Origin of the sequence: Paenibacillus sp. URB8-2, from assembly GCF_013393385.1 — a bacterium.
In the GTDB taxonomy this organism is placed as follows: Bacteria; Bacillota; Bacilli; order Paenibacillales; family Paenibacillaceae; genus Paenibacillus_AQ.
On record NZ_AP023239.1, the window covers coordinates 4,454,660 to 4,480,958 of the forward strand.

General features: G+C 56.5%; 21 protein-coding genes and 1 pseudogene. 5 read left to right on the forward strand and 17 right to left on the reverse strand.

Features of this window, described 5'->3' with window-relative positions:
* Complete coding sequence (locus tag PUR_RS20570) at window positions 1-876, forward strand: NAD(P)-dependent oxidoreductase (RefSeq protein ID WP_179036845.1); 876 nt, start codon at window positions 1-3, stop codon at window positions 874-876.
* Window positions 877-1,796: 920 nt separating this feature from the next.
* Here the strand turns inward: PUR_RS20570 and PUR_RS20575 are convergent.
* From PUR_RS20575 to PUR_RS20640, 14 genes are all read right to left on the reverse strand, one after another.
* On the reverse strand, window positions 1,797-2,315 hold the full coding sequence (locus PUR_RS20575) for a GNAT family N-acetyltransferase (protein WP_179036846.1): 519 nt from the start codon (window positions 2,313-2,315) through the stop codon (window positions 1,797-1,799).
* A 206-nt stretch (window positions 2,316-2,521) separates the two neighbouring features.
* Window positions 2,522-2,935, reverse strand: coding sequence for a FliH/SctL family protein (locus tag PUR_RS20580; RefSeq protein WP_179036847.1), 414 nt, complete (start codon window positions 2,933-2,935; stop codon window positions 2,522-2,524).
* A 6-nt stretch (window positions 2,936-2,941) separates the two neighbouring features.
* Window positions 2,942-3,244, reverse strand: a complete 303-nt coding sequence (locus PUR_RS20585; RefSeq protein WP_179036848.1) for a hypothetical protein — start codon at window positions 3,242-3,244, stop codon at window positions 2,942-2,944.
* Window positions 3,241-3,585 carry an alpha-helical endospore appendage domain-containing protein gene (locus PUR_RS20590; protein ID WP_179036849.1) on the reverse strand — a complete coding sequence of 115 codons (345 nt, stop codon included), beginning with the start codon at window positions 3,583-3,585 and terminating at the stop codon, window positions 3,241-3,243. The genes PUR_RS20585 and PUR_RS20590 overlap by 4 nt, the downstream gene beginning before the upstream one ends.
* A gap of 13 nt (window positions 3,586-3,598) precedes the next feature.
* Window positions 3,599-3,886 carry a nucleoside-diphosphate sugar epimerase gene (locus PUR_RS20595; protein ID WP_124695065.1) on the reverse strand — a complete coding sequence of 96 codons (288 nt, stop codon included), beginning with the start codon at window positions 3,884-3,886 and terminating at the stop codon, window positions 3,599-3,601.
* A 231-nt stretch (window positions 3,887-4,117) separates the two neighbouring features.
* The gene (locus PUR_RS20600; RefSeq protein ID WP_179036850.1) at window positions 4,118-5,083 is read right to left on the reverse strand and encodes an aldo/keto reductase; all 966 of its coding nucleotides are present in this window, start codon (window positions 5,081-5,083) and stop codon (window positions 4,118-4,120) included.
* Between the two features lie 49 nt (window positions 5,084-5,132).
* Window positions 5,133-6,020, reverse strand: a complete 888-nt coding sequence (locus tag PUR_RS20605) for an MFS transporter (RefSeq protein ID WP_232101588.1) — start codon at window positions 6,018-6,020, stop codon at window positions 5,133-5,135.
* Window positions 6,021-6,434: 414 nt separating this feature from the next.
* The gene (locus tag PUR_RS20610; RefSeq protein WP_179036852.1) at window positions 6,435-7,694 is read right to left on the reverse strand and encodes a DUF438 domain-containing protein; all 1,260 of its coding nucleotides are present in this window, start codon (window positions 7,692-7,694) and stop codon (window positions 6,435-6,437) included.
* A 14-nt stretch (window positions 7,695-7,708) separates the two neighbouring features.
* The gene (locus PUR_RS20615) at window positions 7,709-7,936 is read right to left on the reverse strand and encodes a DUF1858 domain-containing protein (protein WP_179036853.1); all 228 of its coding nucleotides are present in this window, start codon (window positions 7,934-7,936) and stop codon (window positions 7,709-7,711) included.
* Window positions 7,937-8,144: 208 nt separating this feature from the next.
* Window positions 8,145-8,876: a sugar phosphate nucleotidyltransferase gene (locus tag PUR_RS20620; protein ID WP_179036854.1), complete on the reverse strand. Its 732-nt coding sequence runs from the start codon at window positions 8,874-8,876 to the stop codon at window positions 8,145-8,147.
* A gap of 24 nt (window positions 8,877-8,900) precedes the next feature.
* Entirely contained in the window at window positions 8,901-9,638 is a 738-nt protein-coding gene (locus PUR_RS20625) for a glycosyltransferase family 2 protein (protein WP_179036855.1), read from the reverse strand.
* On the reverse strand, window positions 9,635-10,600 hold the full coding sequence (locus PUR_RS20630; protein ID WP_179036856.1) for a glycosyltransferase family 2 protein: 966 nt from the start codon (window positions 10,598-10,600) through the stop codon (window positions 9,635-9,637). Before PUR_RS20630 ends, PUR_RS20625 begins: the two co-directional genes overlap by 4 nt.
* A gap of 7 nt (window positions 10,601-10,607) precedes the next feature.
* The gene (locus PUR_RS20635) at window positions 10,608-11,432 is read right to left on the reverse strand and encodes a glycosyltransferase family 2 protein (protein ID WP_179036857.1); all 825 of its coding nucleotides are present in this window, start codon (window positions 11,430-11,432) and stop codon (window positions 10,608-10,610) included.
* Between the two features lie 259 nt (window positions 11,433-11,691).
* Window positions 11,692-18,147 carry a WIAG-tail domain gene (locus PUR_RS20640; RefSeq protein WP_179036858.1) on the reverse strand — a complete coding sequence of 2,152 codons (6,456 nt, stop codon included), beginning with the start codon at window positions 18,145-18,147 and terminating at the stop codon, window positions 11,692-11,694.
* Window positions 18,148-18,457: 310 nt separating this feature from the next.
* Between PUR_RS20640 and PUR_RS20645 the strand changes: the two genes are divergently transcribed.
* From PUR_RS20645 to PUR_RS20660, 4 genes are all read left to right on the forward strand, one after another.
* A complete protein-coding gene (locus tag PUR_RS20645; protein WP_179036859.1) occupies window positions 18,458-19,537 on the forward strand; it encodes a YheC/YheD family protein in 1,080 nt (359 codons plus the stop codon).
* Between the two features lie 95 nt (window positions 19,538-19,632).
* Complete coding sequence (asd, locus tag PUR_RS20650; RefSeq protein ID WP_179036860.1) at window positions 19,633-20,424, forward strand: archaetidylserine decarboxylase; 792 nt, start codon at window positions 19,633-19,635, stop codon at window positions 20,422-20,424.
* Between the two features lie 328 nt (window positions 20,425-20,752).
* Complete coding sequence (locus tag PUR_RS20655) at window positions 20,753-21,931, forward strand: IS110 family RNA-guided transposase (protein ID WP_179036861.1); 1,179 nt, start codon at window positions 20,753-20,755, stop codon at window positions 21,929-21,931.
* A gap of 283 nt (window positions 21,932-22,214) precedes the next feature.
* Window positions 22,215-22,595, forward strand: coding sequence for an SET domain-containing protein (locus PUR_RS20660; protein ID WP_179036862.1), 381 nt, complete (start codon window positions 22,215-22,217; stop codon window positions 22,593-22,595).
* A 133-nt stretch (window positions 22,596-22,728) separates the two neighbouring features.
* Here the strand turns inward: PUR_RS20660 and gpmA are convergent, their stop codons facing one another.
* The 3 genes and pseudogenes from gpmA to PUR_RS20680 form a co-directional block, all read right to left on the reverse strand.
* Window positions 22,729-23,478 (reverse strand): 2,3-diphosphoglycerate-dependent phosphoglycerate mutase, encoded by a 750-nt coding sequence (gene gpmA / locus PUR_RS20665; protein ID WP_179036863.1) that lies wholly within the window; start codon window positions 23,476-23,478, stop codon window positions 22,729-22,731.
* 273 nt (window positions 23,479-23,751) lie between these two features.
* Complete coding sequence (locus PUR_RS20670) at window positions 23,752-24,537, reverse strand: AraC family transcriptional regulator (protein WP_179036864.1); 786 nt, start codon at window positions 24,535-24,537, stop codon at window positions 23,752-23,754.
* Between the two features lie 44 nt (window positions 24,538-24,581).
* Window positions 24,582-26,292 (reverse strand): annotated as a pseudogene (locus tag PUR_RS20680) (aminotransferase-like domain-containing protein).
* Window positions 26,293-26,299 lie beyond the last annotated feature (7 nt).

Genomic DNA, 26,299 nt, shown 5'->3' on the forward strand with positions numbered 1-26,299 from the left:
TTGACAAAAATCGCATGGATCGGAACAGGGCATATGGGACTGCCAATGGCCCGCAATCTGATAAAGGCGGGCAACGGCCTGCATGTCTATAATCGGACAGCGGAAAGAGCGCAGCCGCTCGCCAAGGATGGAGCGGTTATTCGCCGGACGCCGGCCGAAGCCGCCGAGGGAGCAGATTTCATCTTCCTTATGCTGACCAAGGGAGCTTCGGTGAAGGCGATCCTGACCGGGGAAGACGGCGTTCTGGCGCATCTTAAGCCTAATGCTTATGTTGTGAACATGAGCACGATTGGCCCGGAGGAAGCCAAGGAATTCGCCCGGCTTACCAGCGAAGCCGGAGGAATTTATGTGGATGCGCCCGTATCCGGCTCGGTCGGCCCTGCGGAGCAAGCGCAGCTGGTCATCCTGGCCGGCGGAGACCGCGATGCGGTTGACGCGTGCCGGCCTTATTTGGACAAGCTCGGCAAGGCGACTCTTCATTTCGGGGATGTTGGAGCGGGCAGCTCCGCCAAGCTGGCGATCAACCTGCTGCTCGGCGTAACCGCGCAGGGCGTAGGCGAGGCTCTGCTGTTTGCGGAGAAGTCCGGACTTGACCGTGAACAGGTGCTTCGGATGATCAGCGAATCGGCTGTATCCACGAAGCTGTTCGAGGGCAAAAAACCGATGTATGTAAAAGATGAGTACCCTGCTGCCTTCATGATCAGCCTCGTCGCCAAAGATTTGGGGCTGCTTGCTGATGAAGCCCGCCGCGTCGGCCTTAAGCTTCCGCTGGCCGAAGCCGCCGGAAAAACGTACGCGGACGCGGAACAAAGCGGCAAGGGAGAACTGGATATGGCGGCCGTGTGGCTGCAATTGAAGGAATCCGGACGCGGCTGATTCCGGTCAAACAGCATGAAACACTTAAAACCCCGTTTACCTTCTTTACGGTAACGGGGTTTTAAGTCTCCTCTTGGCTACGCAATTTAATTCATATCCTCCTGCAACAATCCATACCCTTGACATGGTATACATATTTCGATGATTCCATGTTGCCCGATTTCCATTCGGTATTTAGCCGCTTTGGACAATCGTCAGATTGTTTTCAAATTTTCCTTGCTTTTTCATACCCCGATACTCTTCCCGGAGTATTACACCGAAAGCTCCATGTCTTGCATACGGGTGTTCTTCGGTTCCCGCGTACACGATTCTCGCAAAAAACGTTGTCACTTCCGTTTTCCTTGTGTGCGATTATCGTACATTGTACGCTTCGCTAACCTTTTCCAATGGAATCCCGCCCCTTTCTCACAAGACTTTCGTCTTGCTTTGAAACAGCTTCTTCCTTCTTCAATGGTTCGCTTGAATCTCCGATAACATACCTTCTTAAGTGTGCTAAATCGGCTTATCATTTCCGCCCTTCAGCTTCGCTTAAATGGGGTATGCACCGCTTGCCTAGCCCATTGGAGTTCTCTCCCTTCCTTAGTAATAAGGAATTTGGGATCATCACCTTCCGCTTCTGTAAGAAAAATGCTTAGCCGCTGAACTATTCAAACATTCGCTTCAGAGCGTTATCCATCCGGCTCTTTTTTTCTTCCAGTTCTTCTGGTGATGTCTATATTATAGCCTACTTATTTTAAATTTTAAAACTTCATATTGCGGACTATAGCTTCTTATTTCCCGGTATTGGAGCAAAAATAGAGATTACCCGGATAATGCTTACGCTTTCAAAAGATAGATGGGTTTTTCGCCCATTTTCTATGTAAATGCTTTCATTGGCAAAAACAGCTTTATTTCCGTGCCGCCACCGGCCAAAAAACGGGCTAGTCGCCCCGCACCAAAATCTTCTCCAGCACCGGAAAATGGGCCGTCTTGCCAGGCAAGCGGAATTCCCCTCTGATTTCGTATCCGAGACGGCGGTACAGCTCAAGCGCCTTGGCATTTTTCGCGTATGTATCCATTCGGATGCTCTTATACCCGTGATCCGCGGCAAAATTCTCGGCAAATGAGATCAATATGCGCGCAATCCCCTTGCCTTGAACCTGCGGATGAACCGCCAGACGATGCATCACCAAATTGGGACCTTCCTTTTGCACCCAATCGATTTCCGCGTACGGTTCCGCCTGATTTTCATCCAGTACCATAATGCCGGCAGCCGCGCCGTTGTCTTCGCAAACATACAGCGTCCCCCGCTCAAGGTCCTCTTTAATGACTTCCGCGTTCGGGTAAGTCTCGTCCCACTGGTCGCTGCCGCCCTCCCGCATCACGCGCACGCATTCGGCAATCAAGGCCATAATCTGCTCCAGTTCTTCCACACTTCCCTGTCTGATATTGCGCCTCATAATCCTGCGCACCCGCCTTTCTGTCTGTATCCGAGTCGACAAGACTCTGCCTTTGACAGTCTACCACAGATGACGGGAAGAACTGAAATCATAATATTTTCATAGTAAAAGACGGCGGAAATATTCGCGGCCCGTACGCATTCCAGCATCATCGTGGGGTATGGCCGTGCGGCGGCGAAGGAAGACTCTTTCACCGCCGCATGGCTTCAGCTGAACTCCAGCTTATGTCCGTCCTCGAAGCCCTTGGCGAATCCGGTATCAAAACCGACGTCATAAGCTTCGTTGTAGCCCTGCTGATAGGCGTCTGGCGGCGGCGTTTCCGGAGCGACGCCCGGTTCCGCGGGCAGCGGTACTACTACCTGTTCAGCCTTGGCCGAAGGCTCGGCGGGAGTGTGCTCCGGTGCCGGTAGAACGGCGGGCCGGCTTAACCGTTTCTTTCTGCGAAGCTTGACGCCACTTTTCCGAAGCCGGGAACGAAGAGGCCGGCCGGCCCGTTTTTTGCGTCCCTTTAACGAGGTTCCCTTGCGGATTTTGCGGACCTTTGTCTTCCGCGACAGCAGTACCTTGCGTCTGCGGGCCGTTCTTGCCGTATGCGACGGCTTGCGGCTTGCTTTCTTCATCTCCTGTCACTCCTTCGGTACTTCTTGAGCGCCGCGTTTTCCCAAACCACAAGCCGAAGCCAGCCATGGCTTTGAGGGAATCCCTTCCTTGTGCCGATGCAGCGAAATTCCTGACATCATCCGGCACATGGCGCTCTGGTATTCGCTGAGCACTCTAACATTCTCGCACAGCTTGCGGGCTGCATGCTCCGAATGGCCGGTCACTTCGGCAATGTTCTCCAGAATCGCGGCCAGCGCGGCTTGGCTGCGGGCGATGGAGCGGATCATTTCGAGCTTGACGGCGCGTTCCGAGAGCTGCAGCCCGCTCATTTCTCGTCTTCCCCGAAACTGAAACCGCCCTCCGTCAGAGCGCCTAAACCACCCCCGGCTTCTTCCTCTTCCCCTGTGTATAGAACGGCTTTTAAATTGCTGCACAAACCGTTTTCCAGCTTGGTCAGTCCCTCCACCAGCTCCACAATTGCGTCATGAATGGAGAGCGTTTCCTTTAACTGATCTTCGTGCGTATCGAATGCACGGGGATGAATATGATGATGCGTCCACTGTTTTACCTTTTCCGCCTCCACCGCCTTGGCTTCCAGAATCATCGAGATGTTCCACTGGATGGCGGCGGTGGATTCCAGCATTTTCAGATAGGCTTCTTCTCTGCTCATCTTCCGCCTCCCTCTACTCTTCTTCCTGGCCGATCAGTTCCTTGATAACTTTGCCCACCTGCTCGGCTATCGCCTCCTGAAGATCTGCGAATGCATTCAGGTAGGAGATAATATTCTTGTTCACCTGGCCCGCGCTTTCAATGATGCCGGAAGTTCCTCCGAAGTCGGGCTCCGCATCCGGCAGATCATGGACGATTTGCGCCATGCGGACAGCTACGTGGCGCTCGGCGTCCAGAATGCGCGCCATCTGTTCATGCGAATGGGCCATGTGCTGCAGAATATTGGTTATCTGATTTTGCATGGTCATGTCTCCTTTGCTTAGGCGCCCTGCTACAACATATGCAGCGGGGGCCCGGAGGGTTACGGGAGAAGCGGCGGATAACGGAAACGGGTCCTGAGGCTGCGCGGGCCATAAGAAAAAGCGTGTACCCCGGAAACCGGCGGCACACGCTTATTAACGCTTATTTATGAATCTTTCGAATAAACACAGAGAGGGCTGGATCCAGCCGAATTCTATCTGATGAGTGACACTTCAGCCCTGCTCCAGATATTTGACCTGTGACGGAGTTAATCTAACCTCAAGACTCTCAAGTGTCTCCTCAATCTGCGAGAACGAGCTGGTGCCGACAACCGGTATCACCGTGAAGGGCTGGCTGATCAAATAGCCGAGTACGATCGACGAGACGGTAACATTCAATTGACCGGACAGCTCCGCTACGCGATTCATACGTCCAAGATTAATCTCATTGTAGAAAATTTTTCTTACCGTGTCTTTGAGCGTATCCGGGCCGCCGGTATGCAGCTTCTGAAAAAATCCCTTAGCCTGGGGAGTAAATGCGAACAGGCTGAGTCCGGTTTGTGTATGAAGCTCATATGCTTCCTTATCGAGTTCGACGGTTGTTGTATCCTCAATGGAGCCTTCATTGATATCCGCAAGGCTCCACTGGATCTGACTGGCTGAAAAAGCCTGCACTCCGTGGGCCGCGGCCGCCTCCGCCGCTTCCCTGATCCGGTAAGGCCGCCAATTGGAGCAGCCGAAATATCGGATTTTGCCTTCCTCGACGAGACGGCCCAGCGGACCTAGAACTTCCATAACCGGTATACTCTCGTCATCACGGTGCAGCCAGTACATATCAATGGTATCCACACCAAGGCTGCGCAGGCTCTCCTCCGCATCCGAACGAATTTCAGCCTCGGACAGCCGTGACACCTTCATCGTCTCCAATCTCGGATGCCCGCCCTTCGTGGAAATCAGCACCTGATTCCGCAAGCCGCTCTTCTTCAACCATTTTCCTACCGTATGTTCGCTTTTTCCATGACCGCCTGGCAGCCAGTCCGCATATACTCTGGCCGTGTCTATCCAAGTGCCGCCGGCTTCCACAAAACGGTCGATAATCCGGAAGGACTCTTCATCGGAAACGGCGCTGCCAAATTCAGCTGTACCCAGAGCCAGAGGCTTAAATGTCAAATCCGTACCCGGCATTTCTGTCAGCTTCATAGTTGTAACCGCCTATTCTTTAGATTGTTATTGCAACCGTAGCTTGCTGTCACAGCTGCCTGCGCGTTCCCCGGCCGAATACGGCTAACAGGGGCAGCAGCAGGACGCTTGCCGCCAGCAGGGATGCCCTGATCGAGAACCGGCTGCCGATCCAGCCGACCACCGGCCCACCGGCCGTCTGGCCGAGCGCATCGGACTGGCTGACCATCGACAGGACGGTCGCCCGGGTCCGGCCCTCCAGATTCCGGTTCAGCCAGGAGGCGTACACCGGCTCACCGACCGAAGAAACCGAGCCGATGACCAGCACGGAGAACAGCGCAAGACCAAATGAGGGCGACAGCGCCAAAACGGCAATGCAAGCGATGCGGACAGCCGTCAGCAGTAGCATAACCGCGGACAGCTTCCGTTCGCTGCCCATATCGATTCTCCGCTCGGCGAAATGCACGCCGAGCAGCCCCAGTAGGGTTGACGCCGCACTGATGAGGCCGAACCATGCCGCCATCGGCAGCGGCAGACCGGGAAAGCCTATGCCGTTAATTAAATGCACCTGCCACAGGCGGTCATAGCCCTCGGAGGCCGCGCCGCCAAACAGCGTCACACAGACGATTGTAATCAGCAGCGGGCTTCGGCGCACCACGGCCGCCCCCTCCTGCGCGACCAGCACCAGGGCAAAAGCGGAGAACAGAGGCGTGTCGCCCGCAAGCCAAACCACGCTTCCCTCCAGTGTAAAGCCGCTGCCCAGAATAAACATGCCGATGATGACCGACATCCGCCGGCCGTATGTATCGGCGACTACCCCTGTGATTCCCTCAAACACGAGTACCGTCAGCTCCAGCACCGTTCCGATCAGCATCAGCTGAAGCGGACTAAATCCCAGCTTCGCCACATAGTAGACGCTGTACGTCGTAAAAATGGTGCTGCTTGCGAGAGCCGTCATAAATTTCATCCTTAAATACACTTGCGATGCCTGACAACAATTCAAAATATGTTCCGCCTTTCAGGCAGGCGGACCTTTCATGCCATGACTTTTAGGCGGAGGACTAATCCTCCGCTGCCGCCTAGCCGCTCAGCCCGCGCTGCCGCTTCGATTGAGATTTGTGTAAATCGGGGGCAGATTTGTACAGATGGCCAATTGTTCGTTCATACTGTCGGCTTTGTGACATGTTGAAGCACCTCCGTTAATGAATTCTCTTGATTATAGTTTATATGCCTCGATTACAATAGGAAAATTTTTACATTATATTTATCTTTGCGGCTGACTCGTAATGTGAAAGTCATCCGGCGCCGGAAAGCTGCGTTCAAGCCATAGAAAAACCGCCGGCAGGTGTGCCGGCGGCCGAAAATCCTACTATTATTGAGACAAAATACGCTTCTGCCCTTCCAGGGCGCGGATCGGAGCGATGTTTTGCGTAAATTCAAGTGTTCCCAGATAGCGCCCTTCTTCGTCGCGGACGGCAAAGTAGCGGATATAAATAAATTTGTCTTTGATTTGAATCCAGAAATCCTCGGCGTCTTTACGGCCGGACTTGAAATCCTCCAGCAGCTTCTCCACGACATGCACGCTTTGCGGCGGATGGCAGTTCTGCACGGTGCGGCCGATCACGGCCTTGGTGCGGGGAAAGATGCGTTCTTTGCCGTGGGAGAAATATCGGACCACATCGTTCTCATCGATAAATGTCAGATCCACCGGCAGATGATTCATGATCAGTTCAAGCTGCTGTACCGACAGAATTCCGGTCTCAAAGCGGATGAAGCCTTGCGGGGTTCCGGCGCTTTCCTCTTCCTTCGCCTCTGCGTCCACGGGCTCAGGATTGCGCTCCGGCACCCATTCTTTCTCTGGCGCGGCCAGACAAAAGCCGATCGTGCCGCTCTCCCGGGCAATCTTTACCCACTCGTCCTCGGTCAGTTTGTCCAGCGCCATCGGCAGTAAAATGTTCTCTTCCTTAAAGACCATCTCATTCACTTCTTTGATGATAAGCTCAAGCGCCGATACTACTTCCTCTTGATTTCCGGTATAGCCGGACAGCAGGACTTTGGCCTCCTTAATCATGCCGCGGATACCGTCGTCCACGCCCCACATGACCTGAGTCGGGCCGTATATCCCGTACTTCTCCAGGTAAGGGAACAGCAAATTCTCCTTGCGGCTGAAGTGTTTGTCGATGTCCAGCAGAAGACTCAGGTCCTCCAGCAGCTTGAAGATGATCCCTTCATCATCGTTCTTGCGGAATTTATCCTTATGCAGCTCCAGCCGGAAATTGACCAGCTTCTCAATCTCACGGTTCTCCAGCTTGAACGTATGCACCGGATGACCGGCCTGCTCCTCCGGCTTGGAAGGCCGATGAATCTCCTCAATCGAGCCTTTGAAGATGGCCGTATGCACGGAGCATAGACGCTGGACTTCCGATACCGGAATCCCCTCCTCCGTCATCAGGGAATGCTCCATCGCGGAAATCTCCGCCACCGTAACATCTCCGACAGCTTCCTCAAAGCGGGCTTTCACTTCTTCGACGCTTTTGCCGGCGTGCAGTTCCTTGATGATTTCTTTGAGCATGTTCTGCCGACGGGTTTGCTCCGGCCCGTGCACTTCCCGGTTATTGATTAATTCACTCATATTGATCCGCTCCTCTATTCCTGAATGATGAATCCGTGACGCCGAAACGTCTGCTTGACGGTGTCTATATCCATTTTTTTAAGCTTGATTCCTTTGGTCAATGTCATGAAACGTCCGGCCGTTTGCAGCATTCCCGGCTTGGCGATATCCCGGAAGCCCAGTTCGATCATAATGTCCATCACTTCGGGATCACGGCTGACCAGATCGAATATCGATTCATTTATACTCAACGTTTTATGCACACGGCTGCTCCCCTTACCGGCTTCTTGGTGAATAGGTCTGATATAATTGAGAATTCTTCTCAAAAACAGATTAGCATGGGCAATATAGGTGGATAGTGATTTCAATCACAAAGTATGAAAATCTGCGGATGCCACGGTTTATCCAGCATATAGAGGAATGGTTAAGCGAATAGCTTGTCTATTTTTACATGATAAAAAAACGCCGCCGTTACGGCAGCGCATCCTTCAGCTTCTCCCCCGCTTCGCGCAGGGAATCGAACGTTCCCGCATCGCTCCACCAGCCTTTGAGCACATCGTAGCTCAGCTTGCGGTCCGCCGCGTACAGGTTGTTCACATCGGTAATCTCAAGCTCCCCGCGCCGGGACGGAGAAATCCGCCGGATGATATCAAACACGGCTTTGTCGTACATATATATCCCCGTTACGCAGTAGCTCGTCTTCGGCTGTTTCGGTTTTTCTTCAATATGGGCAATCCAGGCCGAGTCTGTGCTGTCGAAGACGGGAACACCATACCGCCGCGCATCCTCTACCGGTTTGAGCAGCACCTTGGCGGTTCCCTCCGGCAGCCGGAGATAGCCGTCCACATAAGGAGTAAGATCCTCCGTGAATAAATTGTCTCCAAGCAGCACGACAAACCGCTCTCCAGCGGGAATAAAATCTTTGGCAAGTTCCAGCGCCTCGGCGATTCCGCCGGCGGCTTCCTGAATTTTATACGTCAGGGACACGCCGAACTCGGCGCCGCTTCCTAGGAAATCCACATACATTCCGGCAGACTGTCTGCTGATTACAAGAAGAATGTCGGTGATGCCCGCCTTTCGCAGCCGGTCGACGCCGTAACAGATCATCGGATATTTGCCTACCGGAAGCAAATGCTTGTTCATCATCCGGGTCAGCGGATAGAGTCTCGTTCCCGTTCCGCCTGCCAGTATGACTCCTTTCAAAGCCCATTCCTCCTCACATGTAACCTAAATAAATTGCCTGGGGTCGACTCCCCACTTTTGAATATACAATCCGCGATTTCGTTCAATCAGCTCATTCCATCCGGAGCGATAGACCTCCTTGAAGCTCGCGCTTCCCTCATGATGCACCAGACAGTCGCCGGCGATCAGCAGTCGGTAGCCCTGAAGACGGGTTCGCATGCAATAATCGTCGTCCTCGTAATGCCCCGGAGAAAATCTTTCATCAAACAGACCTACCCTTGTGAGCACATCCCTTTTGAATAAAAAACATAAACCGACCAGCCGGGTCGTCTCGCTCCATTTGGAGGGATCGGAGATATTCGCTGTTTCCGCCAACGCGTGAAACCCGGCAATGTCCGCATACAAGGTGACGATCTGCTGCCGTCCGCTTGCATAATTTGTCACGGGACCGACTATGCCGATATCCGGCGCGCTGTACAAGGCCGCCTTCAGATTGGCCAGCCATCCCTTTGAGACAATGACATCATTGTTGAGGAGCAGCAGTTCATCCCCGGATGCCAACTGAAGACCGTGATTGCAGGCGGCCGGGAAGCCGGCGTTGGCGGGCAGGGAAATGAATGTAATCTTCTCTCTGCGGCAGTATTCCGCCGTCCCGTCGCTTGAAGCATTATCTACAACGATCAGTTCATAAGGCTCCGGCGTGAGCTGGCGAATTGCATCCACACAGCTCCGCAAGAGTCCCAGTCCGTTGAAGGTCGGAATAATAATACTGGTCCGCGTCATACTCCGTTCCTCCATGCCGCAAGCATCCGGCGGCTGTCCGTTCCGTTCTCTTCCCAGGGCAGCCCTGCCGCACCGTGGGCGAACAATTCCGCAAACGCCTCGGCATGATCGCCGATGATCAATTGTTCCACGCCGTTTCCCGCCCCCGTATTCCCTTTTCGTATCCTGTTCCGCTTGATTACATTGACCGTTCCCGCATTCTCTACGCACAGCTTCTTCAGAACGGCGGCGGCCTGAGCCTTGGGCGGCACCGACAGCGCCTGGGGCCCGACAACATCCAAGATCCTTCGGGACAGGGCATGAGGCACGGCGGTCATGGAACCTGCTCCCAAGTCTTCCCGGCCAAGCGCCATGTTCAGAAACATTTTGCAGCGGGTCACATCGTCGCATTCCCCGAACACCGGAAGCAGCGGATTCAGATTATTTAGCGCCACATCCGTTCCTCCGTCGACGGCGGCGGCGAACGGAAACAGCTCCTTAGCGGGGATGGCCATGTCCCCATCAAGAAACAGCAGGATATCTCCCCGGCTGAGCTTGGCGCCGATCGCCCGCCCCACATCATGCCCTGCCGCATCCGGACAATGGACGACAATGGCCTTCCCGCACTGCCGCGCCCGCCGAAAGCTGTTATCGACACAGCCGTTGAGCACAACGATGATCTCCTCCGGCTTCAGCCGTTCCGCCTCTTTCAGCACGGACCCCAGAGTCGATTCCTCATTGCAGGCGGTAATAATGACCGATAACTTTCCGCGCAGTACCGGCGGACGCCATGCCGCTTTCCCGGAGCTTCGTCCTGCGGTTCTGCCGGAGGGGCGCACCGATCCTGGCGTTCTGACGCCATTAGGGCCTTTTCGGATACGAATCTTTTGCGGCTTCGCAGGTCCCTGCAAGACGCTTTTCCGGCGGGAAGCGGAGGAGGCTTTGGACCTGCCGGCAAGCTTCAGATGCATTCCAATTCTCATGAGTCTATCACCTCACCATTTCCCGCTGCCGTGTCCCGTCGCTGAATCCGGCTCTCTCGCCCCTTCTCTCCAGCACCAGAGTAATCGCTCGGAGATGATCCGCGACAATAATCTGCTGCAAGGGATCTGTTCCGTTCGCCTTGGGGCGGATGACGTTCATTCGGCCGACGGGTACCTTATGCACCGCTTCTATCCTGAGCCCTTCCAGAACAGCCATGGCCTGCGCCACTGGCGGAGAAGATAATATCCCGTTGCCAAGTGTGTTCAGCGCCTTCCGGCTCAGCGCGTGCGGAACTGCTGTCATCGAGCAGCCCTTAAGATCCGGGCGACCCAGCAGAATATTGAAAGCGTGCTTGGAGAGCACAACCGGATGGGGACGGGAACGGTGAACCGGTCCAGAATAATCGTTCAAGGCGATGTCTGCTCCTCCTCTTACAGCCGCCTTGAAAGGGCGAAGCTGTTTCGCTGGAATAACAAGATCGCCGTCCGTAAACAAAAGAATTTCACCCTTCGCCGACTCCGCCCCGACGCTGCGGCCAACATCATGTCCCAGAGGCTCCGCATAGGAAATCACACGCGCTCCGCAGGACGCGGCAATCTCTGCGGTACCATCCGAGGAACCGTTGACCACAACGATGACTTCACATCGCGAATCGACTTTTCTCGCTTCCTTAATGGCTGCTGCAATCGTTCCGGCTTCATTCATTGCCGGAATGATGACGGACACGAGCGGCTCGGGATGATTGCCGATATACATGGCTTTATGAGACCGGACTGCACGGCGTACAGGACTACGCCGGGAGGGGCGGGAGCGCTTTATTCTTCGCTTCATCTCATTCATCCTCCTTGCAGAACATACTCCCAGGGCGGGGTTCATCACAGTGTATGTAACCAATTGCCATCGGCAACGGCCAACGTCTACGTCTGTCAATTATCCTTCCAATTTGGAATGAACAAAGCGGAAGAGGAGAAAGAGGATAAGCGTGAATTTTATAAAGAAAAAACGCAGTCTCGGGCTGCGCTTTTCGTTATTTTTCAATTGGGGAACCTGGATTTCAATAATCCGGCCGTTCAGACGACGATCCTTATCCTTAATCGAATAACCGGTCCTCTGGAGCGGGCTTCGCCGCAGGGGCGCCGATAGCGATCCAGGAAATGACGCCATAGAATTGCTGTGTATCGCGCAGACGAACAACCTGAAGTATGGCATCCGCGCTGCCCCTGCTTTTTAATGAAACATAGAAGAAGGGCTGGTTGGTCATGGCAACTATTACATAGCCTGTGTGGCCGAACGGCTCATCAAAGGTCACTGTCACATCAACGGTGTCCGAGCCCGCGGCGAACAAGAACGCCGACATTCCGAACTGCTGAAGCGTCGACCGGTTTCCTGCGCTCTGCACCGGATTGAAGGTCAGATGCTCGGGGCTCACCGCTTCCCGCATTAGTTGTTCTCCCCCGACGGAGGATGGAGCAAGATGCTGGCTATGCACGCTCTCTTCCTCCAGATGGCGGGACTGAATGGAGAACGGAGCGATCTTCGAACCGTCCACCGCTTCTTCCTGAAGCTCCGCTCCGCCAACCGCGCCTTCTGTCAGCAGATCGCTGCCAATGCTCTTCGGCGCAAGCTTGCTTCCGCCAATCGAGCCGTCGGGCAGCAGTTCCGGAGAGCGCACTTCCTCGGACAGATGCTGGAGCGTAATCTCGCCCGCCGCGATATGACGGCCTTCCACCGAGCCATCCGCTAGATGCTCCGATTGAATGGCCAATGCCGCCAAGTGTTCGCCATAGATGGAAGAGGAAGCAAGATGATAGCTCTGCACGCTTTCTTCCTCCAGATGACGGGATTGGATGGAGAAGCCGGCGATCTTCGAACCGTCCACCGCTTCGTCCTGCAGCTCCGCTCTCCCTACCGCGCCTTCGGCCAGCCGGTCGCTGCCGATGCTCTTCGGCGCCAGCTTGCCTCCGCCAATCGAGCTGTCGGGCAGAAGCTCCTGGGAGCGCACTTCGGCTGAAAGATGCTGAAGCGTAATCTCGCCCGCCGCAATATGGCGGCCTTCCACCGAGGCGTCCGCGAGATGCTCCGATTGAACAGCCGATGCCGCCAGCTTGGCGGACTGGACGCTGCCGTCGGCGAGCTTGCCGGCCGTTACTGCGCTGCCGCCCAGTTTGTCGCTTGTTACGCTCTCGGGCGACAGCTTGAGCGTGGTAACCGAATAATCCGCCAGATGATGAAGCTGGACCGCGTCGGCGGCAAGATGGTAGCTCTGCACGCTCTCTTCCTCCAGATGGCGGGATTGGATGGAGAAGTCGGCGATCTTCGAGCCGTCCACCGCTTCGTCCTGCAGCTCCGCTCCGCCGACTGCACCTTCTGCCAGCCGGTCGCTGCCGATGCTCTTCGGCGCCAGCTTGCTTCCGCCAATCGAGCCGTCGGGCAGCAGCTCCGGGGAGCGCACTTCGGCTGAAAGATGCAGCAGTTTCACGCCTCCGGGAATAATATGGTTACTCTCAACAGAACCATTCGCCAGATGTTCTCCCGTGACGGATTCCGCAGCCAAATTCGCGGAGCGGACGGCTCTTTCCCCGAGTTTGCCGGCGGTGACGCTGCCGTCCTGAAGCTGGACGGACGAGACCGAGTCCGGCTGGAGATGACCCGAGCCGATGGACTGGGAGCGGATATGCTCGCCGCCAACAATGTCCGGGGACAAATGCTCCGTCTGAAGCGCACCCGGCGCGATGGCCTCCTTCCCTACTGAGCCGACCGCCAGATGCTCCGACTCGACAGCCGATACGGCCAGCTTGGCGGCAGTGACACTGCCATCCGCGAGCTTAGTGGACGTTACCGCCAAATCTCCAAGCTTATCGCTCGTCACGCTCTCGGGCGACAGCTTGAGGGAGGTAACCGCATGATCCGCGAGATGATGAGGCTGAACCGTATCAGCGGCAAGATGGTGACTCTGCACACTCGACTCCTCCAGATGGCGGGAGTGGATGGAGAAGGGGGCGATCTTCGAGCCATCCACCGCTTCGTCTTGAAGCTCCGCTCCCCCTACCGCCCCTTCCGCCAACTGGTCGCTGCCGATGCTCTTCAGCGCAATCTTGCTTCCGGTAATCGAACCTTCGAGCAGCAGGTCCGAAGAGCGTACTTCCGCCGCCAGATGCTCCAGTTTAATTTCGCCCGATGCAATATGGCGGCTTTCCACCGAGCCATCCGTCAGGTGTTCCGATTGAACGGCCGATGCCTCCAAATGTTCGCTGCCAACGGAAGAGTGAGCCAGATGGTAGCTCTGTACGCTCTCTTCTTCCAGATGGCGGGACTGGATGGAGAACGGAGCGATCTTCGAGCCGTCCACCGCTTCATCCTTAAGCTCTGCTCCCCCTACGGCGCCTTCCGCCAGCAGGCCACTGCCGATGCTCTTCGGCGCCAGCTTGCTTCCGGTAATCGAGCCGTCGGGCAGCAGGTCCGAAGAGCGAACCTCCACTGCCAGATGCTCCAGTGTAATTGCGCCCTCCGCAATATGTCGGCTTTCCACCGAGCCGTCCGCCAGATGCTCTCCGGTAACGGATTCCTCGGCTAAATGCCCGGAACCGACGGCCCCTTCCCCGAGCTTGCCGGCGGTAACGCTTCCGTCCTGAAGCTGGATGGAAGCGACAGAGTCCGGCAGAAGATGTCCGGAGCCGACGGACTGGGAGCGGATATGCTCGCCGCCGATCACGCCGGGGGACAGATGCTCCGGCTGGAGCGCTCCCGCCGCGATCGCTTCCTTCCCTACCGCTCCCGCCGCCAGATGCTTCGATTGAACAGCCGCTTCGGCCAGCTTGGCGGAAGTTACGCTGCCGTCCCGAAGCTTGGCGGAAGTTACCGCGAGATCGCCGAGCTTGTCGCTTGTCACGCCCCCCGGCGCCAGCTTGAGCGAGGTGACCGAATGATCAGCCAGATGGTGGGGCTGAACCGCTTCGGCTGCCAGATGGGTGCTCTGTACGCTCTCTTCCTCCAGATGACGGGACTGGATGGAGTGGGAGGCGATCTTTGAGCCGTCCACCACTTCGTCCTGAAGCTCCGCTCTGCCTACCGCTCCTCCCTCCAGCCTGTCACCACTAATGCTTCTCGTCGCAAGCTTACTTCCGGTGATGGAGTTGTCAGGCAATAACTCCGAGGAGCGCACCTCGGCCGACAAATGTTCCAGCGTCACCCCGCCCGCCGTAATATGACGGCTTTCGACCGCGCCTGCCGCCAGATGCCCCGGCTGAACGGACGATGGCTCCAGATGCTGGCTGCCGACAGAAGTGGGGGCCAGGTGATAGCTCTGTACGCTCTCTTCCTCCAGATGGCGGGACTGGATCGAGAACGGAGCAATCTTCGATCCGTCAACCGCTTCGTCCTGAAGCTCCGCTCCGCCTACCGCGCCTGCCTCCAGCAGGCCGTTGCCGATGCTGTTCGGCGCAATCTTGCTTCCGTTAATCGAGCCGTCGGGCAGCAGCTCCGAGGATCGTACCTCCTCAGCCAGATGCCGGAGCGTGATTTCGCCTACTTCAATATGGCGGCCTTGTACTGCGCCTTCGGCCAGCTGTTCGCCTGTGATGGATTCTCGGGCCAAATGCTCCGGGCGGACAGCTCCTGCTCCAAGCTTGCCGGAGGTGACGCTGCCGTCCTGAAGCTGGACCCAAGAGACCGAATCCGGCTGGAGATGGCTCACTCCGACAGACTGAGAGCGGATATGTTCCCCGCTGATCACGTCGGGGGACAAATGCTCCGAGCGAAGCGAGCCTGCCGCGATTGCTTCTTTCCCTACCGAGCCCGCCGCCAGATGCTTCGACTGAATGGCGGATGCGGCCAGCTTGGCGGAAGTGATGCTGCCGTCCGCGAGCTTGGTGGAAGTTACCGCGAGGTCGCTAAGCTTGTCGCTCGTCACGCTTTCTGGCGACAGCTTGAGCGAGGTGACCGCATGGTCCCCCAAGTGATGGGGCTGGACGGCTTCCGCGGCAAGATGCTGGCTCTGCACGCTCTCTTCTTCCAGGTGGCGGGACTGGATGGATAGGGGGGCGATCTTCGAGCCGTCCACCGCTTCGTCCTGAAGCTCCGCTCCGCCTACCGCCCCATTCGCCAGTCTGTCGCTGCCGATGCTCTTCAGCGCAAGCTTGCTTCCACCAATCGAGCCGTCGGGCAGCAGCTCCTGCGAGCGCACTTCCGCAGCCAGATGCTCAAGTGTAATTCCGCCCGCCGCAATATGGCGGCTTTCCACAGAGGCGTCCGCCAGATGCTCTCCGGTGACAGATTCCGCAGCCAAATGGTCTGAGCGCACAGCTCCTGTACCAAGTTTGCTGGCCGTGACGCTGCCGTCCTGAAGCTGGACGAACGAGACCGAGCCCGGAAGAAGATGGCTGACTCCGACAGACAGGGAGCGGATATGCTCGCCGCCGATAATGCCGGGGGACAAATGCTCCGAGTAAATCGAGCCAGGGGCGATCGCTTCCTTACCTACCGCGCCTTTCGCCAGATGCTCGGGTTCAACGGCGGCTTCGGCCAGCTTGGCGGAAGTAACGCTGCCGTCCGCGAGCTTGGCGGAAGTAACCGCGAGGTCGCTGAGCTTGTCGCTCGTTACGCTTTCAGGCGACAGCTTGAGCGAGGTGACCGCATGGTCCGCCAGATGATGGGGCTGGACCGCTTCGGCGGCAATGTGGATATCTTTTACCGCACCTGCCGCCAGCTTTTCCCCCGACACCGATCCCGGCTGAATGGCAACCGGCGCTACGCTGTTCTTCCGCAAATGCCGGCTGTCTACCGCTCCAGCGGCCAAATGCTCGCCATCCACGGCAGCGTCCTGGAGCACGCGGGCGCTGACGCTGGAATCGGCAAAATGCTTCTCTTCCACCGCGCATAACGCAATATGCTCGCCGCTAACCGCTCCTGGCGCGATAGCATAGTTTCCAATCGCGCCAGGAGCCAGCTTGCTTGCAACCACGCTGCCGTCCGCGAGCTTGGCGGCGGTCACGCTCTGGGCGCGCATATGCCCCGTGCCCACCGCTTCCCCGGCGAGCTCTCCGCCTGTAACGGCTCCGGCCGCCAGATGCCGGGAATGTACCGAATCATCCTTGAGATGCGACGCCCCTATCGTACCGGCCCGAAGCTGTTCTTCTCCCACCGCTTCGGGCTGAATATGGGCGGGGCCCACGGCCTGAGGCGCAAGCTGCGAACCGCGCACGGCCGATTTGGCGATATGCCGGGTTCCTACGGCCTCATCGGCCAGCTTGTGCCCGATTATACTCTGATCGGCAATCTTGGATGAAGTGACGGCCTGCTCCACAAGCTGCGCCGTACCGATCGCGCCTTCAGCCAGCTTGGCGTACGTTATGCTCCGGTCCGCAAGATGGCTGCCCGTAACGGCTCCGCTGGCGATGTGCCCGCCGGAGACGCTGTCAGGCGCAAGATGAGAACTCTGTACAGACTCTTCGCCAAGCTCTCTCGCGCCGACTGCACCTTCAGCCAGATGGCTGCTGACGATGCTGCCGAGCTGAAGCTGTTCGCCGCCGATCACCCGGCCTGTGAGCTGCTCCCGGCCGATGGCTCCCGGCGCAAGATGCTTCGCTCCGACAATACCCTCTCCCAGATGATGGGCCCAAATAGCTCCTTCCTCGATCTTCGCTCCGGTGATTGAACCATCTTCGATGATATCTCCGCTGACGGAGCCGTCGGCCAGCTTGGAACGGTCAATCAGGCCGTTCGCAAGATGCCGGATGCCAATCGAACCGCTCTGGATTTTGTCTCCGGTGACGGCACCTTCCTCCAGAAGCTCTGTGGTGATGACGCACTCGCTTAAATGGCGGCTTTCAATCGACCGCTCGGCGATCTTGCTGGCATCGATCAGCCGGTCGGCCAGCTTCTCGGGGCCGATGCTGCCCTCCTTCAGCTTCTCGCCGCCGATGGAGTGGTCGAGCAGCTTGCCGCCGGACACGCTGCCCTCGGCCAGATGCACGCCGGACACGGATTCCGGCGCGATCTTGACCGAAGTAATCGCCTTGTCCGCGATATGGATGGACTGGACTGCATAGTCCTGGAGCCACGGAGCGCCAATGATGCCGGGCTTCAGCTTCGAACCGTCGATGCTGCGCGGAGCGATTTTCGGTCCGGTTACCGCTCCGTCCGACAGGTCGTCGGTATACACTTGCCGCTTCTCCTTCTCCAGCTTCACGGCAAAAGGCTCGATCTCCGGCTTGACCTCGGGAGCCTCCTCCAGTTTGACCTCGGGAGCCTCCTCCAATTTGGTCTCGGGAGCTGTCTCCGGAACGGTCCCGAAAACCGTCTCCTCCTGCTCGTTAATGACCTCCACAGGCTCTGCGGCAGCCGAGGAATGCAGCGTCATCGCCTCTCTCTCCCATTCGGCATCCGTCTTGAAAGTCAGAGCTTTCGCTTTTTCACCACTTTCCGTATCGACCTTCCCTGACTGCTTTCGCCCGTCTTCCAATACACTCAATTCCTTGATGTTGGGGTTATCCACAAAATAAAGCCGTTTCTTCGCCTTAACCGGCAGCTTCTTTCTGGATCTGCTCACAAGCAGTCCCTCCCTCCGCTGTGTTATCGCCTAAGCATCATATGCACGGGAACGGGCGAATGACACCCTTTTTCCTGTCCCGAACGTAAAACTTGGCGGTGAGAGAACGCATCTATGCTTCTTAAGATAAGCGTGTTCGATTCAGCGAACAAACACAGCACGAATTAAAGGAAGAACACAAAAAAGGGCTTCTGTCACTCGCTCATTCGTCCACCCTGACAGGCCGGTATGCACATATCCTGATTGAAGAGGTAGGAAGAACCCGATTTGTACGTGCAGGTGTGAATCACCAACCGGGAGGGATCGATCAATGGAGCAACGACTCGTCGGTATACTGCTGAATGCCGCTGCGCACCGGGGCATTCCCCGGGGCAAGACGGGATGGGAGTCCCTTGCTTGCTATGAGGAAGCCGCAGCCGCCTACGGCCTGACTCCCTGCTATTTAAAGCTGTCGGACATCAATCCCGGCTCCGGTTACAGCATCGCCTATATCAAGGATCCCCGCGGTTATAAGAGAATGGCCGTACCGATTCCCAAAGCCATCCATAACCGTGCCATATATCCTCCCGGAAACGCCGGAACCGAGCGGCTGGCCGCCTGCGGGGTGAAGGTGTTCAACCGGTGCAGCCGGTACGGCAAGGATGAGATTCACCGGCTGCTGGAGCTCGATTCCGGGCTTCGCCAACATCTTCCCGATACGGATGCTGGAAACGGGGGATTAAAGAGAATGATGGAACGGCATTCGGATCTTATTCTGAAGCCCCGCCGGGGAAGTGTCGGAAAAGGGGTCATGCGTCTGAGACGCGAAGACAAGGAAAGCTGGGCCTTGGATTATCTGCATAATGGACAAATGATCACGGCGGATATCGATCCCTACAGACTCCCGTTTGCGCTGCTGGACCGTATTGACGCCGAATCTTATCTGATCCAGGAGCGCATTCCGCTTGCGGAGGCGGGCGGACGCCCCTTTGACTTGCGAGTCACGGTCCAGCGCGGATGGGGCGGCGAATGGGCAGTCACCGGCCTCTTCGCCAAGCTGGCGCCTATCGGCGGCTTTGTCTCCAACATCGCCCGCGGCGGGGAAGCGGCGGAAGCCGCTTATGCGCTGGAGCAGGCCTTTCCCGGCCGCGCCGCCGCCCACTACCGCATGTCGGCCGCGGGGTTGGCCCTTGCGGTAGCGCACTGTCTGGAGCGCAGTCTGCCCGGGCTGGCCGATATCGGGCTCGACATCGCCCTGACACGGGACGGACAGCTTTATTTCATTGAATGCAACGGACGCGACCAGCGGTACGGATTCTACAAGGCGGGGCTGCCGGAGATCTGGAAGGAGAGCTACCGGCGTCCGATGGGGTATGCCCGTTATTTGCTGGACGGCGGAGGGATGCAATAACGTTATTGATTTGTCTTCTATTCTATGTCAATATAATGCAGAGCGGCCGGGGTCCAATGACCCGGGGCCGCTGCATGACGGAAGGGAGACTAAGCATGGTTAAACGACTGCTGCGGCTGATGACCGAGCTGTCCTCGCATAGATGGATTTCCCGTATAATGGGCGCTTTTTCCCACAGCAGGATCAGCCGCTTGCTTATCCCGGCATTTATCCGGACCTATCATATTCCCGCTTCGCAGGCGGAAAAAGATCCCAGCGAATACGCCACGCTCAACGAGTTCTTCAGCCGGAGGCTGAAACCGGGCATGCGCTCCATCACGGAAGAGACGGACGCTGTGGCAAGCCCCGTTGATGCGATGATTACGGCGATGGGAAACATATCTTCCGGAACGATTTTGAATGTAAAAGGGCAGGATTATAAACTGGAGGAGCTGCTCAACCACTCTCCTCACCAAGAGCTTTACAAGAAAGGCTTTTTTTTCGTGCTGTATTTAAGTCCGACCGACTATCACCGCATTCATTCCCCGGTTACCGGAAAAATGGCGGAGAGCGACTATATCCGCGGGCGCTGCTATCCCGTCAATGAATTCGGCATGAGGCATATGAAAGGCGTGCTGTGCCGCAACGAGCGGGTGATTACTTATATTGCCCACAGAGCCGGCGAAATTGCGGTGGTCAAGGTTGGCGCAATGAACGTCAGCAGCATCCGCTATTCCGACGAGAGCAAGAGAGCGTGGGAAATCGGCGAGGACCTCGCTTACTTCGAGTTCGGCTCGACGGTGGTCCTGCTGGCCGAGAACGGCATTTTCACCCCCCGCCCGGGACTTGAGCCCGGCATGAAAGTAAAAATGGGCGAACTGCTCGGATTTTTGCGGCCGTCCGGATAGAAGATCCGCCGATCGGCCCAACGCCCGTTTCGCGGCATCAAACAGCCCGGCAGATGGACAGGAGAAGGTCCATACGCCAGGGCTGCTTTCGTATTATTAGGTCAGCCAGAAACTTCTGGTTGGCCTGTTTTTGTGGGTGTTTTAAGATGGCGATAGCCGGGAGAACGCGGGCTGCTTTGGGGACGTTACCCCGTCAAAAAAACTGTTCTCCTACTATTCCCAATGACCATGTTTGAGCTGGTAGGGGCAATGGACCCCGTATCACATGCGAAGCTATGGGTTTGGAACCATCGTAGGATTGCCGGCAAATACGAATCGGGAGGTTGTTATGGAACCTGTTATAGGAGTAGATGTGGCCAAGGGATTCAGTGTCATACAAGCTTTTTTAAAGCGGAACGAGCCTTGGGGGAAGGCGATAAGCATCTCGCATGAGCAAAGCGGATTTGAGCAATTGGGGGAGATTCTGACGGAACTGCAGGCACAGACAGGGATTTCTCCAGCTGTCGTTCTGGAAGCGACCGGTCATTATCATCGTGGACTTGTCACCTATCTGGAACGTAGTGGATGGACGTATTTTATCGTTAATCCGCTGCAGGCCAAGCGGGCGAAAGGCACTCAGTTAAGAAAGGTAAAGACGGATGCAACAGATGCTTGGCATTTGGCTGAGATGTATTACCGGGGAGATGTGACTGCGCACCGGACTTGGGAGGAGGATTATCTAGAGCTCCAGCATGTGACGCGGCAGCATGAGTTTATAACCGGAATGTTTGTGCAAGCGAAGTTAAACATGAGGGCCTTGCTGGATCAAGTGTTCCCGGGATACGAGAAGGTGTTTCGCAATCTATTCTCGGTAACCTCTCTGTACGTGCTGGCTCGCTGTCTGGAAGGTCAAACTGAGGATTTGCATGTGGTCATCCGAAAAAGTGCAGGGAAATCACATTCTGAGAAGTGGGTAGAAGCTAAGGCGGAAACCCTTAGAGAAGTGATGTCCCGCTGGGGTGAACAACCAAGAAGTCGCGCTCAAACCTCCGTTCTCCGCAGTATGGTGGACTTAGTTCTAGTGTTTACAGATCAATTAAGCGAACTGGAGAAGCAGATGAATGAGATGGCAAGGGGTCTTCCGGAGGTTGAGCTCGTGAAGAGTATACCTGGAATCGGAGATAAGCTCGCAGCCGCAATTGTCGCAGAGATCGGAGATGTACGGCAGTTTAAAGAAGCCAAACAACTGGTAGCTTTTGCAGGTTTAGACCCTGGAATATTCAGCTCCGGCAAATTCATAGCGACCAGCTCCAGAATTACAAAACGCGGCTCCAAGAGGCTTCGTCGGGCGTTATATCTAGCCGTACAGTGCGGTATTCGAGGAAGAACAAACCCAAGGATACGGGAGTATTACGACAAAAAAAGAAAAGAGGGCAAGCCCTACAAGGTGGTCGTGATCGCTTGCGCCAACAAGCTACTCCATCACGTGTACGCCATCCTCTGTAAGCAGCAGCCCTTCCAAACTTAAAACCCATAATTATCCAGAACCTTCACGCCAATGAAGGTTCTTTGTCATGATAAAAAATAGTATACCAAGAAGAACACGAATCACCAATACAAAATTCTTGACAAGTATTAGCTGGTTTTTTTACATTAGCGCTCATCCGGGTTATTCCTCATTCTTCCAGATGGGTTAAGGACTCTTCTCCTTGCCGTAGCGCAGAGGATAAGTTAGAATTACTCTTTAAATGCGGCCAACAGGCCAATGGAATTTAATACACTAAAAAGCGAAAGCGCACAGGTGACCAATTATGTTCGAGGTAAAAGTTTCGAAGCTTAGCAACGGGGAGTTCAATAGAGGTATATTTGCAACACGAGACATCGAAAAGGGTGAGCTTATACATGAAGCGCCGGTCATTCCGTATCCCAATGAGGACCATGAGTTCATAGAAAAAACCATACTTTCAGATTATGTGTTTCAATATGGCGCCAACCATACCGCCGTTCTCCTGGGCTATGGCAGCTTGTTCAATCATTCCTATACTCCCAATGCCACGTATGATATCAACTTCAAGAATCACACATTTGACTTCTATTCGTACACGGACATCAAAGCGGGGGAGGAGATACTAATCAACTATAACGGTGATGTCGATTGCAATGATCCTCTATGGTTTTATGAGACCGATTAGATAAGAAGAAACGGCTGCGCCGTCCTCGCAAGAGGAGGGCATCCGTTTCTCGTAGAAATATAAGGCCATTTATAAGCGTGAAACTTATAGATTCTTATATTTTAAAAACAAATAAAGAAGGCGGGCGCCTTCTTTATTCGCTTACCTTGCCCTGGTTCGCCACCTCGCGGGCCTTGGCCTCCACCTTCTCCGGCTCGCCGAGATAGAACCGGCGGATCGGCTTCACATCGTCGTCCAGCTCGTAGACGAGAGGAATGCCGGTCGGAATATTGAGGTGCAGCAGCGCGGCCTCGTCAATATCCTCCATATACTTGATCAGCGCGCGCAGCGTGTTGCCGTGCGCCGAAATCAGCACACGCTCTTTCTTGCGGACGAGCGGCACGATCCGGTTTCCCCAGAAGTCGCCGACCCGGTGGACCGTGTCCTCCAGGCTCTCGCCGCGGGGGATATCGCCGGGACGCACCTCCTGGTAACGTCTGTCGTTTCTCGCGTAGCGCGGATCGTCCGGCTCCAGCAGCGGCGGCCGGACCGACAGGCTGCGACGCCAAATCTGCAGCTGCTCATCGCCGTATTTTACCGCCGTCTCCGACTTGCTGAGTCCCTGCAGCGCGCCGTAATGCCGTTCGTTCAGCTTCCACGATTTTTGCACGGGAATCCACAGCAGATTCAGCTCTTCCAGGATCAGATGGAGCGTCTTGATGGAACGCTTAAGCACCGAGGCAAAGGCGAGGTCGAACGTATAACCGGCTTCCTTAAGCATTCTGCCCGCTTCCTTGGCCTCATGTATCCCCTTCTCCGTCAGATCCGGATCGCTCCAGCCGGTAAACAGATTCTGCCGGTTGTATTCGCTCTCCCCATGGCGTATCAACACGATTTCATACATGCGCGCTCTCCTCCCGATCCCTTTTTATTACCATTTTGCTCATCTTCTCTATTTAAAGCAAATTTCAGCCGGCCCAAACGGCGGCCCCGCACATTGCCCGGTCAGCAATAGCTGCAAGCCTTTGGAGAACCGCCTTACGGAGGGCGCGGCAAAATGTCAAAAGCCGAAGACCTGAACAAGCGCCTTCGGTAGCCGGCTGTATGAAGTCCCGTTGGACACCGCAGACTGTACCCGGAACGTATTTACCCTGGAGACCTGCTGCCGAAACCGAATTCAGCGGATTTCCGAAGGGCTCTTTCCCGTATGCTGCTTGAACTGGCGGCTGAAAAAGAAAATGTCGCGGTATCCGAGCGCATCCGCCACCTCGGTCACGTTCATACCCGCGTACAGCAGCAAATGCTGGGCACGTTCAATTCGTGTGCGGATGACATAAGACTGCACGGAGGAGCCGATCAGCTCCTTGAATTTGATGGAAAAATAGCGCGGCGACAGTCCGGCCCGGGCGGCCAGTTCCTCTACGCGATGGGCGGCGCCGGGATGCTGGCTGATATAATTCGCAACCTCGTGAATAACTTCCGCCAGTTGGTTGCTGACGCTGCGTTCTACCGGCATAACCCGGTCTTCCCGCAGCAGGTTGATGATAATCTGCTTGAGAATAAGCTGGCCCTCTTCTTCCGCGGCGAATGTCTTAACCAGGAACAGCCGGACGTATCGCGCAAGCAAATGCTCAAACTCCACCGTCTCGGTCAGCTTGCGGTAAGGCTCCGGGATATCGGTGACAGGCTCTTTGACGTCAAAATGAATGTATGTAAGCACAAGGGGTTTTTGCGGGTTATGCTTTGCGCTTGTATGGTCTCCGGGACGAAACAGAAAACAGCTTCCCGGTCCGACCTCATAGGCTGTGCCGTTGCGCACAACCGTTCCTTCTCCGCTCCAGACGTAGAACAAGTCGTAATTAGGGAGCGGCTTCTCCCTTTTCTGCCATTTCCACCCCGGCTCGCAGACGATTTTGGCCAAGGCGGGGAGGATGACAAAAGCGGAAGGCGATGCATGCAACATCCTTTTCCCCTCCCTTATCGTAGCATTTTCCTTATCATACCTCTTCATGCTTCATTTTGCACATCGTTCCAGGCCAGCGCAAGCCGGCGCATCCCTTCTATCAGTTCAGACTCGTCCAGGTGGGAAAAAGCGAAGCAGGCGGCGGGCTCGCCGGGCTGCATCCGGTACAGGGCGGCGTCTCTGAAATCAACGTTCCGCTGCAGAGCTGCCGCCCGGAACCGCGCGAATTCCGTTTCGCCGCGCAGCCAGCGGGCATATATATGCAGCCCCGCGTCGCCGGGCTGCGGATGAAACAGGCCGCCCGGCAGCCTCGGCAGCAGTTCGCGCAGAATGCGGCCGCGCTCGCCGAAGAGGCGCGCCATGCGCCGTATATGGCGGGCGTAACCGCCGAGCGCCATAAAGCGGGCCAGCGCCCGCTGCTCCAGCAGCCCGGCGGGCAGCGGCTCGTACAGCGCCTTAGCGGCCACCGTAGGCGCAACTAGAGAAGGCGGCAGAACCGCATAGCCGAGGCGAAGCCCGGCGAACATCGTATTGGAGAAAGAGCCGATATACACGACGCGCTCCTCCCGGTCCAGAGCCTTCAAAGGCTCAATAGGGCGGCCGGACCAGCGGAACTCGCTGTCGTAATCATCCTCGATAATGATGGCGCGTCTGGCCGCCGCCCATTCCAGAAGCTTCCGCCTTCTCGCCAGCGGCATGACCGCGCCCGTGGGATATTGGCGGCTCGGCGTCACGAACAGCAGCCGGGCGTCCCAGTCCTGCGGCACAAGGCCGCTGCCGTCCACGAAGCCCGGAACCGGCACGCCGCCGGATACCTCGACGGCGCGCCGGATGCCGTGAAAGCCGGGGGCCTCTACGACGGCGCGGCCCCCGCTGTCCAGCAGCAGCTGGGTGAGCAGAACAATGCCCTGCATGGAGCCGCTGAACGTCACGATATGTCCCGCTTCGGCGCGGATGCCGCGGGTAATCCGCAGATGGGCCGCGATTGCCCGCCGAAGCCCCTCGTCTCCCCTGCGGAGGAGCAGAGACGCCGAGCGCACCGCCGCGCCTGCCCCCGGCATGGGACAGCGCGCTGCGCCATTCCGCGTAAGGGAAATGCTCCATCGGCATTCCGCCGCTGCGGAAGCTGATGACGGAGCCCGCCTCCGCGGCTTCCTCCCTTACAGGCGGCTGCTCGGCAAGCCGCCGCGCCCAGGCGGACAGCGGAATGTCCGCCGTCAGGTCCGGGATTGCTGCGGCTTCCGACGCCGGCAATCTGATTCCGCCTCCCGCTCCTGCATTGAGCGGGCTCTCCGGCCTGCCGGGATGAACCGCGGCTTCCGCAGGCCGGCTTTGGCTTGCGGAAGCCCCGCCGTGCCCCGCTTCGAGGGGATGGTCCGCCATCCCCGCATTCCCTTCTGCCTGTCCCGCGCTTCCTTCCGCATTCCCCGCATTCCCTGCACTCGCTTCGGCCTGTCCTGTTCTTCCCTTCGCCGGCTGCCTGCCGTCCATCCCGAAGCCGTCAGCGGACACGAAGGTGCCGCGTCCCGTTTCGGATTTTACATAGCCGTCGGCGCCGAGCATATCGTAGACCTGAGCCGCCGAACCCCGCGACAGTCCGTATAGAACGGCAAGCTTGCGGGTGGAGGGAAGGCGTGCGCCTCCCGGTAAATTTCCGTTCAGGATCTCCGTCCGCAGCGCATGATACAGCGCCAGATATTTATATCGGTACTCCGCCAAATATTCGTCAAAGTTTAATATTGGAATGACATCCATGCCTTTC

Bases quoted from the DNA above. Each gene is read 5' to 3' on its own strand.
- PUR_RS20575 (WP_179036846.1), bottom strand. From the start codon at position 2,315: ATGAGGCGCAATATCAGACAGGGAAGTGTGGAAGAACTGGAGCAGATT.
- PUR_RS20580 (WP_179036847.1), bottom strand. From the start codon at position 2,935: ATGAAGAAAGCAAGCCGCAAGCCGTCGCATACGGCAAGAACGGCCCGC.
- PUR_RS20585 (WP_179036848.1), bottom strand. From the start codon at position 3,244: ATGAGCGGGCTGCAGCTCTCGGAACGCGCCGTCAAGCTCGAAATGATC.
- PUR_RS20590 (WP_179036849.1), bottom strand. From the start codon at position 3,585: ATGAGCAGAGAAGAAGCCTATCTGAAAATGCTGGAATCCACCGCCGCC.
- PUR_RS20595 (WP_124695065.1), bottom strand. From the start codon at position 3,886: ATGCAAAATCAGATAACCAATATTCTGCAGCACATGGCCCATTCGCAT.
- PUR_RS20600 (WP_179036850.1), bottom strand. From the start codon at position 5,083: ATGAAGCTGACAGAAATGCCGGGTACGGATTTGACATTTAAGCCTCTG.
- PUR_RS20605 (WP_232101588.1), bottom strand. From the start codon at position 6,020: ATGACGGCTCTCGCAAGCAGCACCATTTTTACGACGTACAGCGTCTAC.
- PUR_RS20610 (WP_179036852.1), bottom strand. From the start codon at position 7,694: ATGAGTGAATTAATCAATAACCGGGAAGTGCACGGGCCGGAGCAAACC.
- PUR_RS20625 (WP_179036855.1), bottom strand. From the start codon at position 9,638: ATGACGCGGACCAGTATTATTATTCCGACCTTCAACGGACTGGGACTC.
- PUR_RS20630 (WP_179036856.1), bottom strand. From the start codon at position 10,600: ATGAGAATTGGAATGCATCTGAAGCTTGCCGGCAGGTCCAAAGCCTCC.
- PUR_RS20635 (WP_179036857.1), bottom strand. From the start codon at position 11,432: ATGAAGCGAAGAATAAAGCGCTCCCGCCCCTCCCGGCGTAGTCCTGTA.
- PUR_RS20645 (WP_179036859.1), top strand. From the start codon at position 18,458: ATGGAGCAACGACTCGTCGGTATACTGCTGAATGCCGCTGCGCACCGG.
- asd (WP_179036860.1), top strand. From the start codon at position 19,633: ATGGTTAAACGACTGCTGCGGCTGATGACCGAGCTGTCCTCGCATAGA.
- PUR_RS20655 (WP_179036861.1), top strand. From the start codon at position 20,753: ATGGAACCTGTTATAGGAGTAGATGTGGCCAAGGGATTCAGTGTCATA.
- PUR_RS20660 (WP_179036862.1), top strand. From the start codon at position 22,215: ATGTTCGAGGTAAAAGTTTCGAAGCTTAGCAACGGGGAGTTCAATAGA.
- gpmA (WP_179036863.1), bottom strand. From the start codon at position 23,478: ATGTATGAAATCGTGTTGATACGCCATGGGGAGAGCGAATACAACCGG.
- PUR_RS20670 (WP_179036864.1), bottom strand. From the start codon at position 24,537: ATGTTGCATGCATCGCCTTCCGCTTTTGTCATCCTCCCCGCCTTGGCC.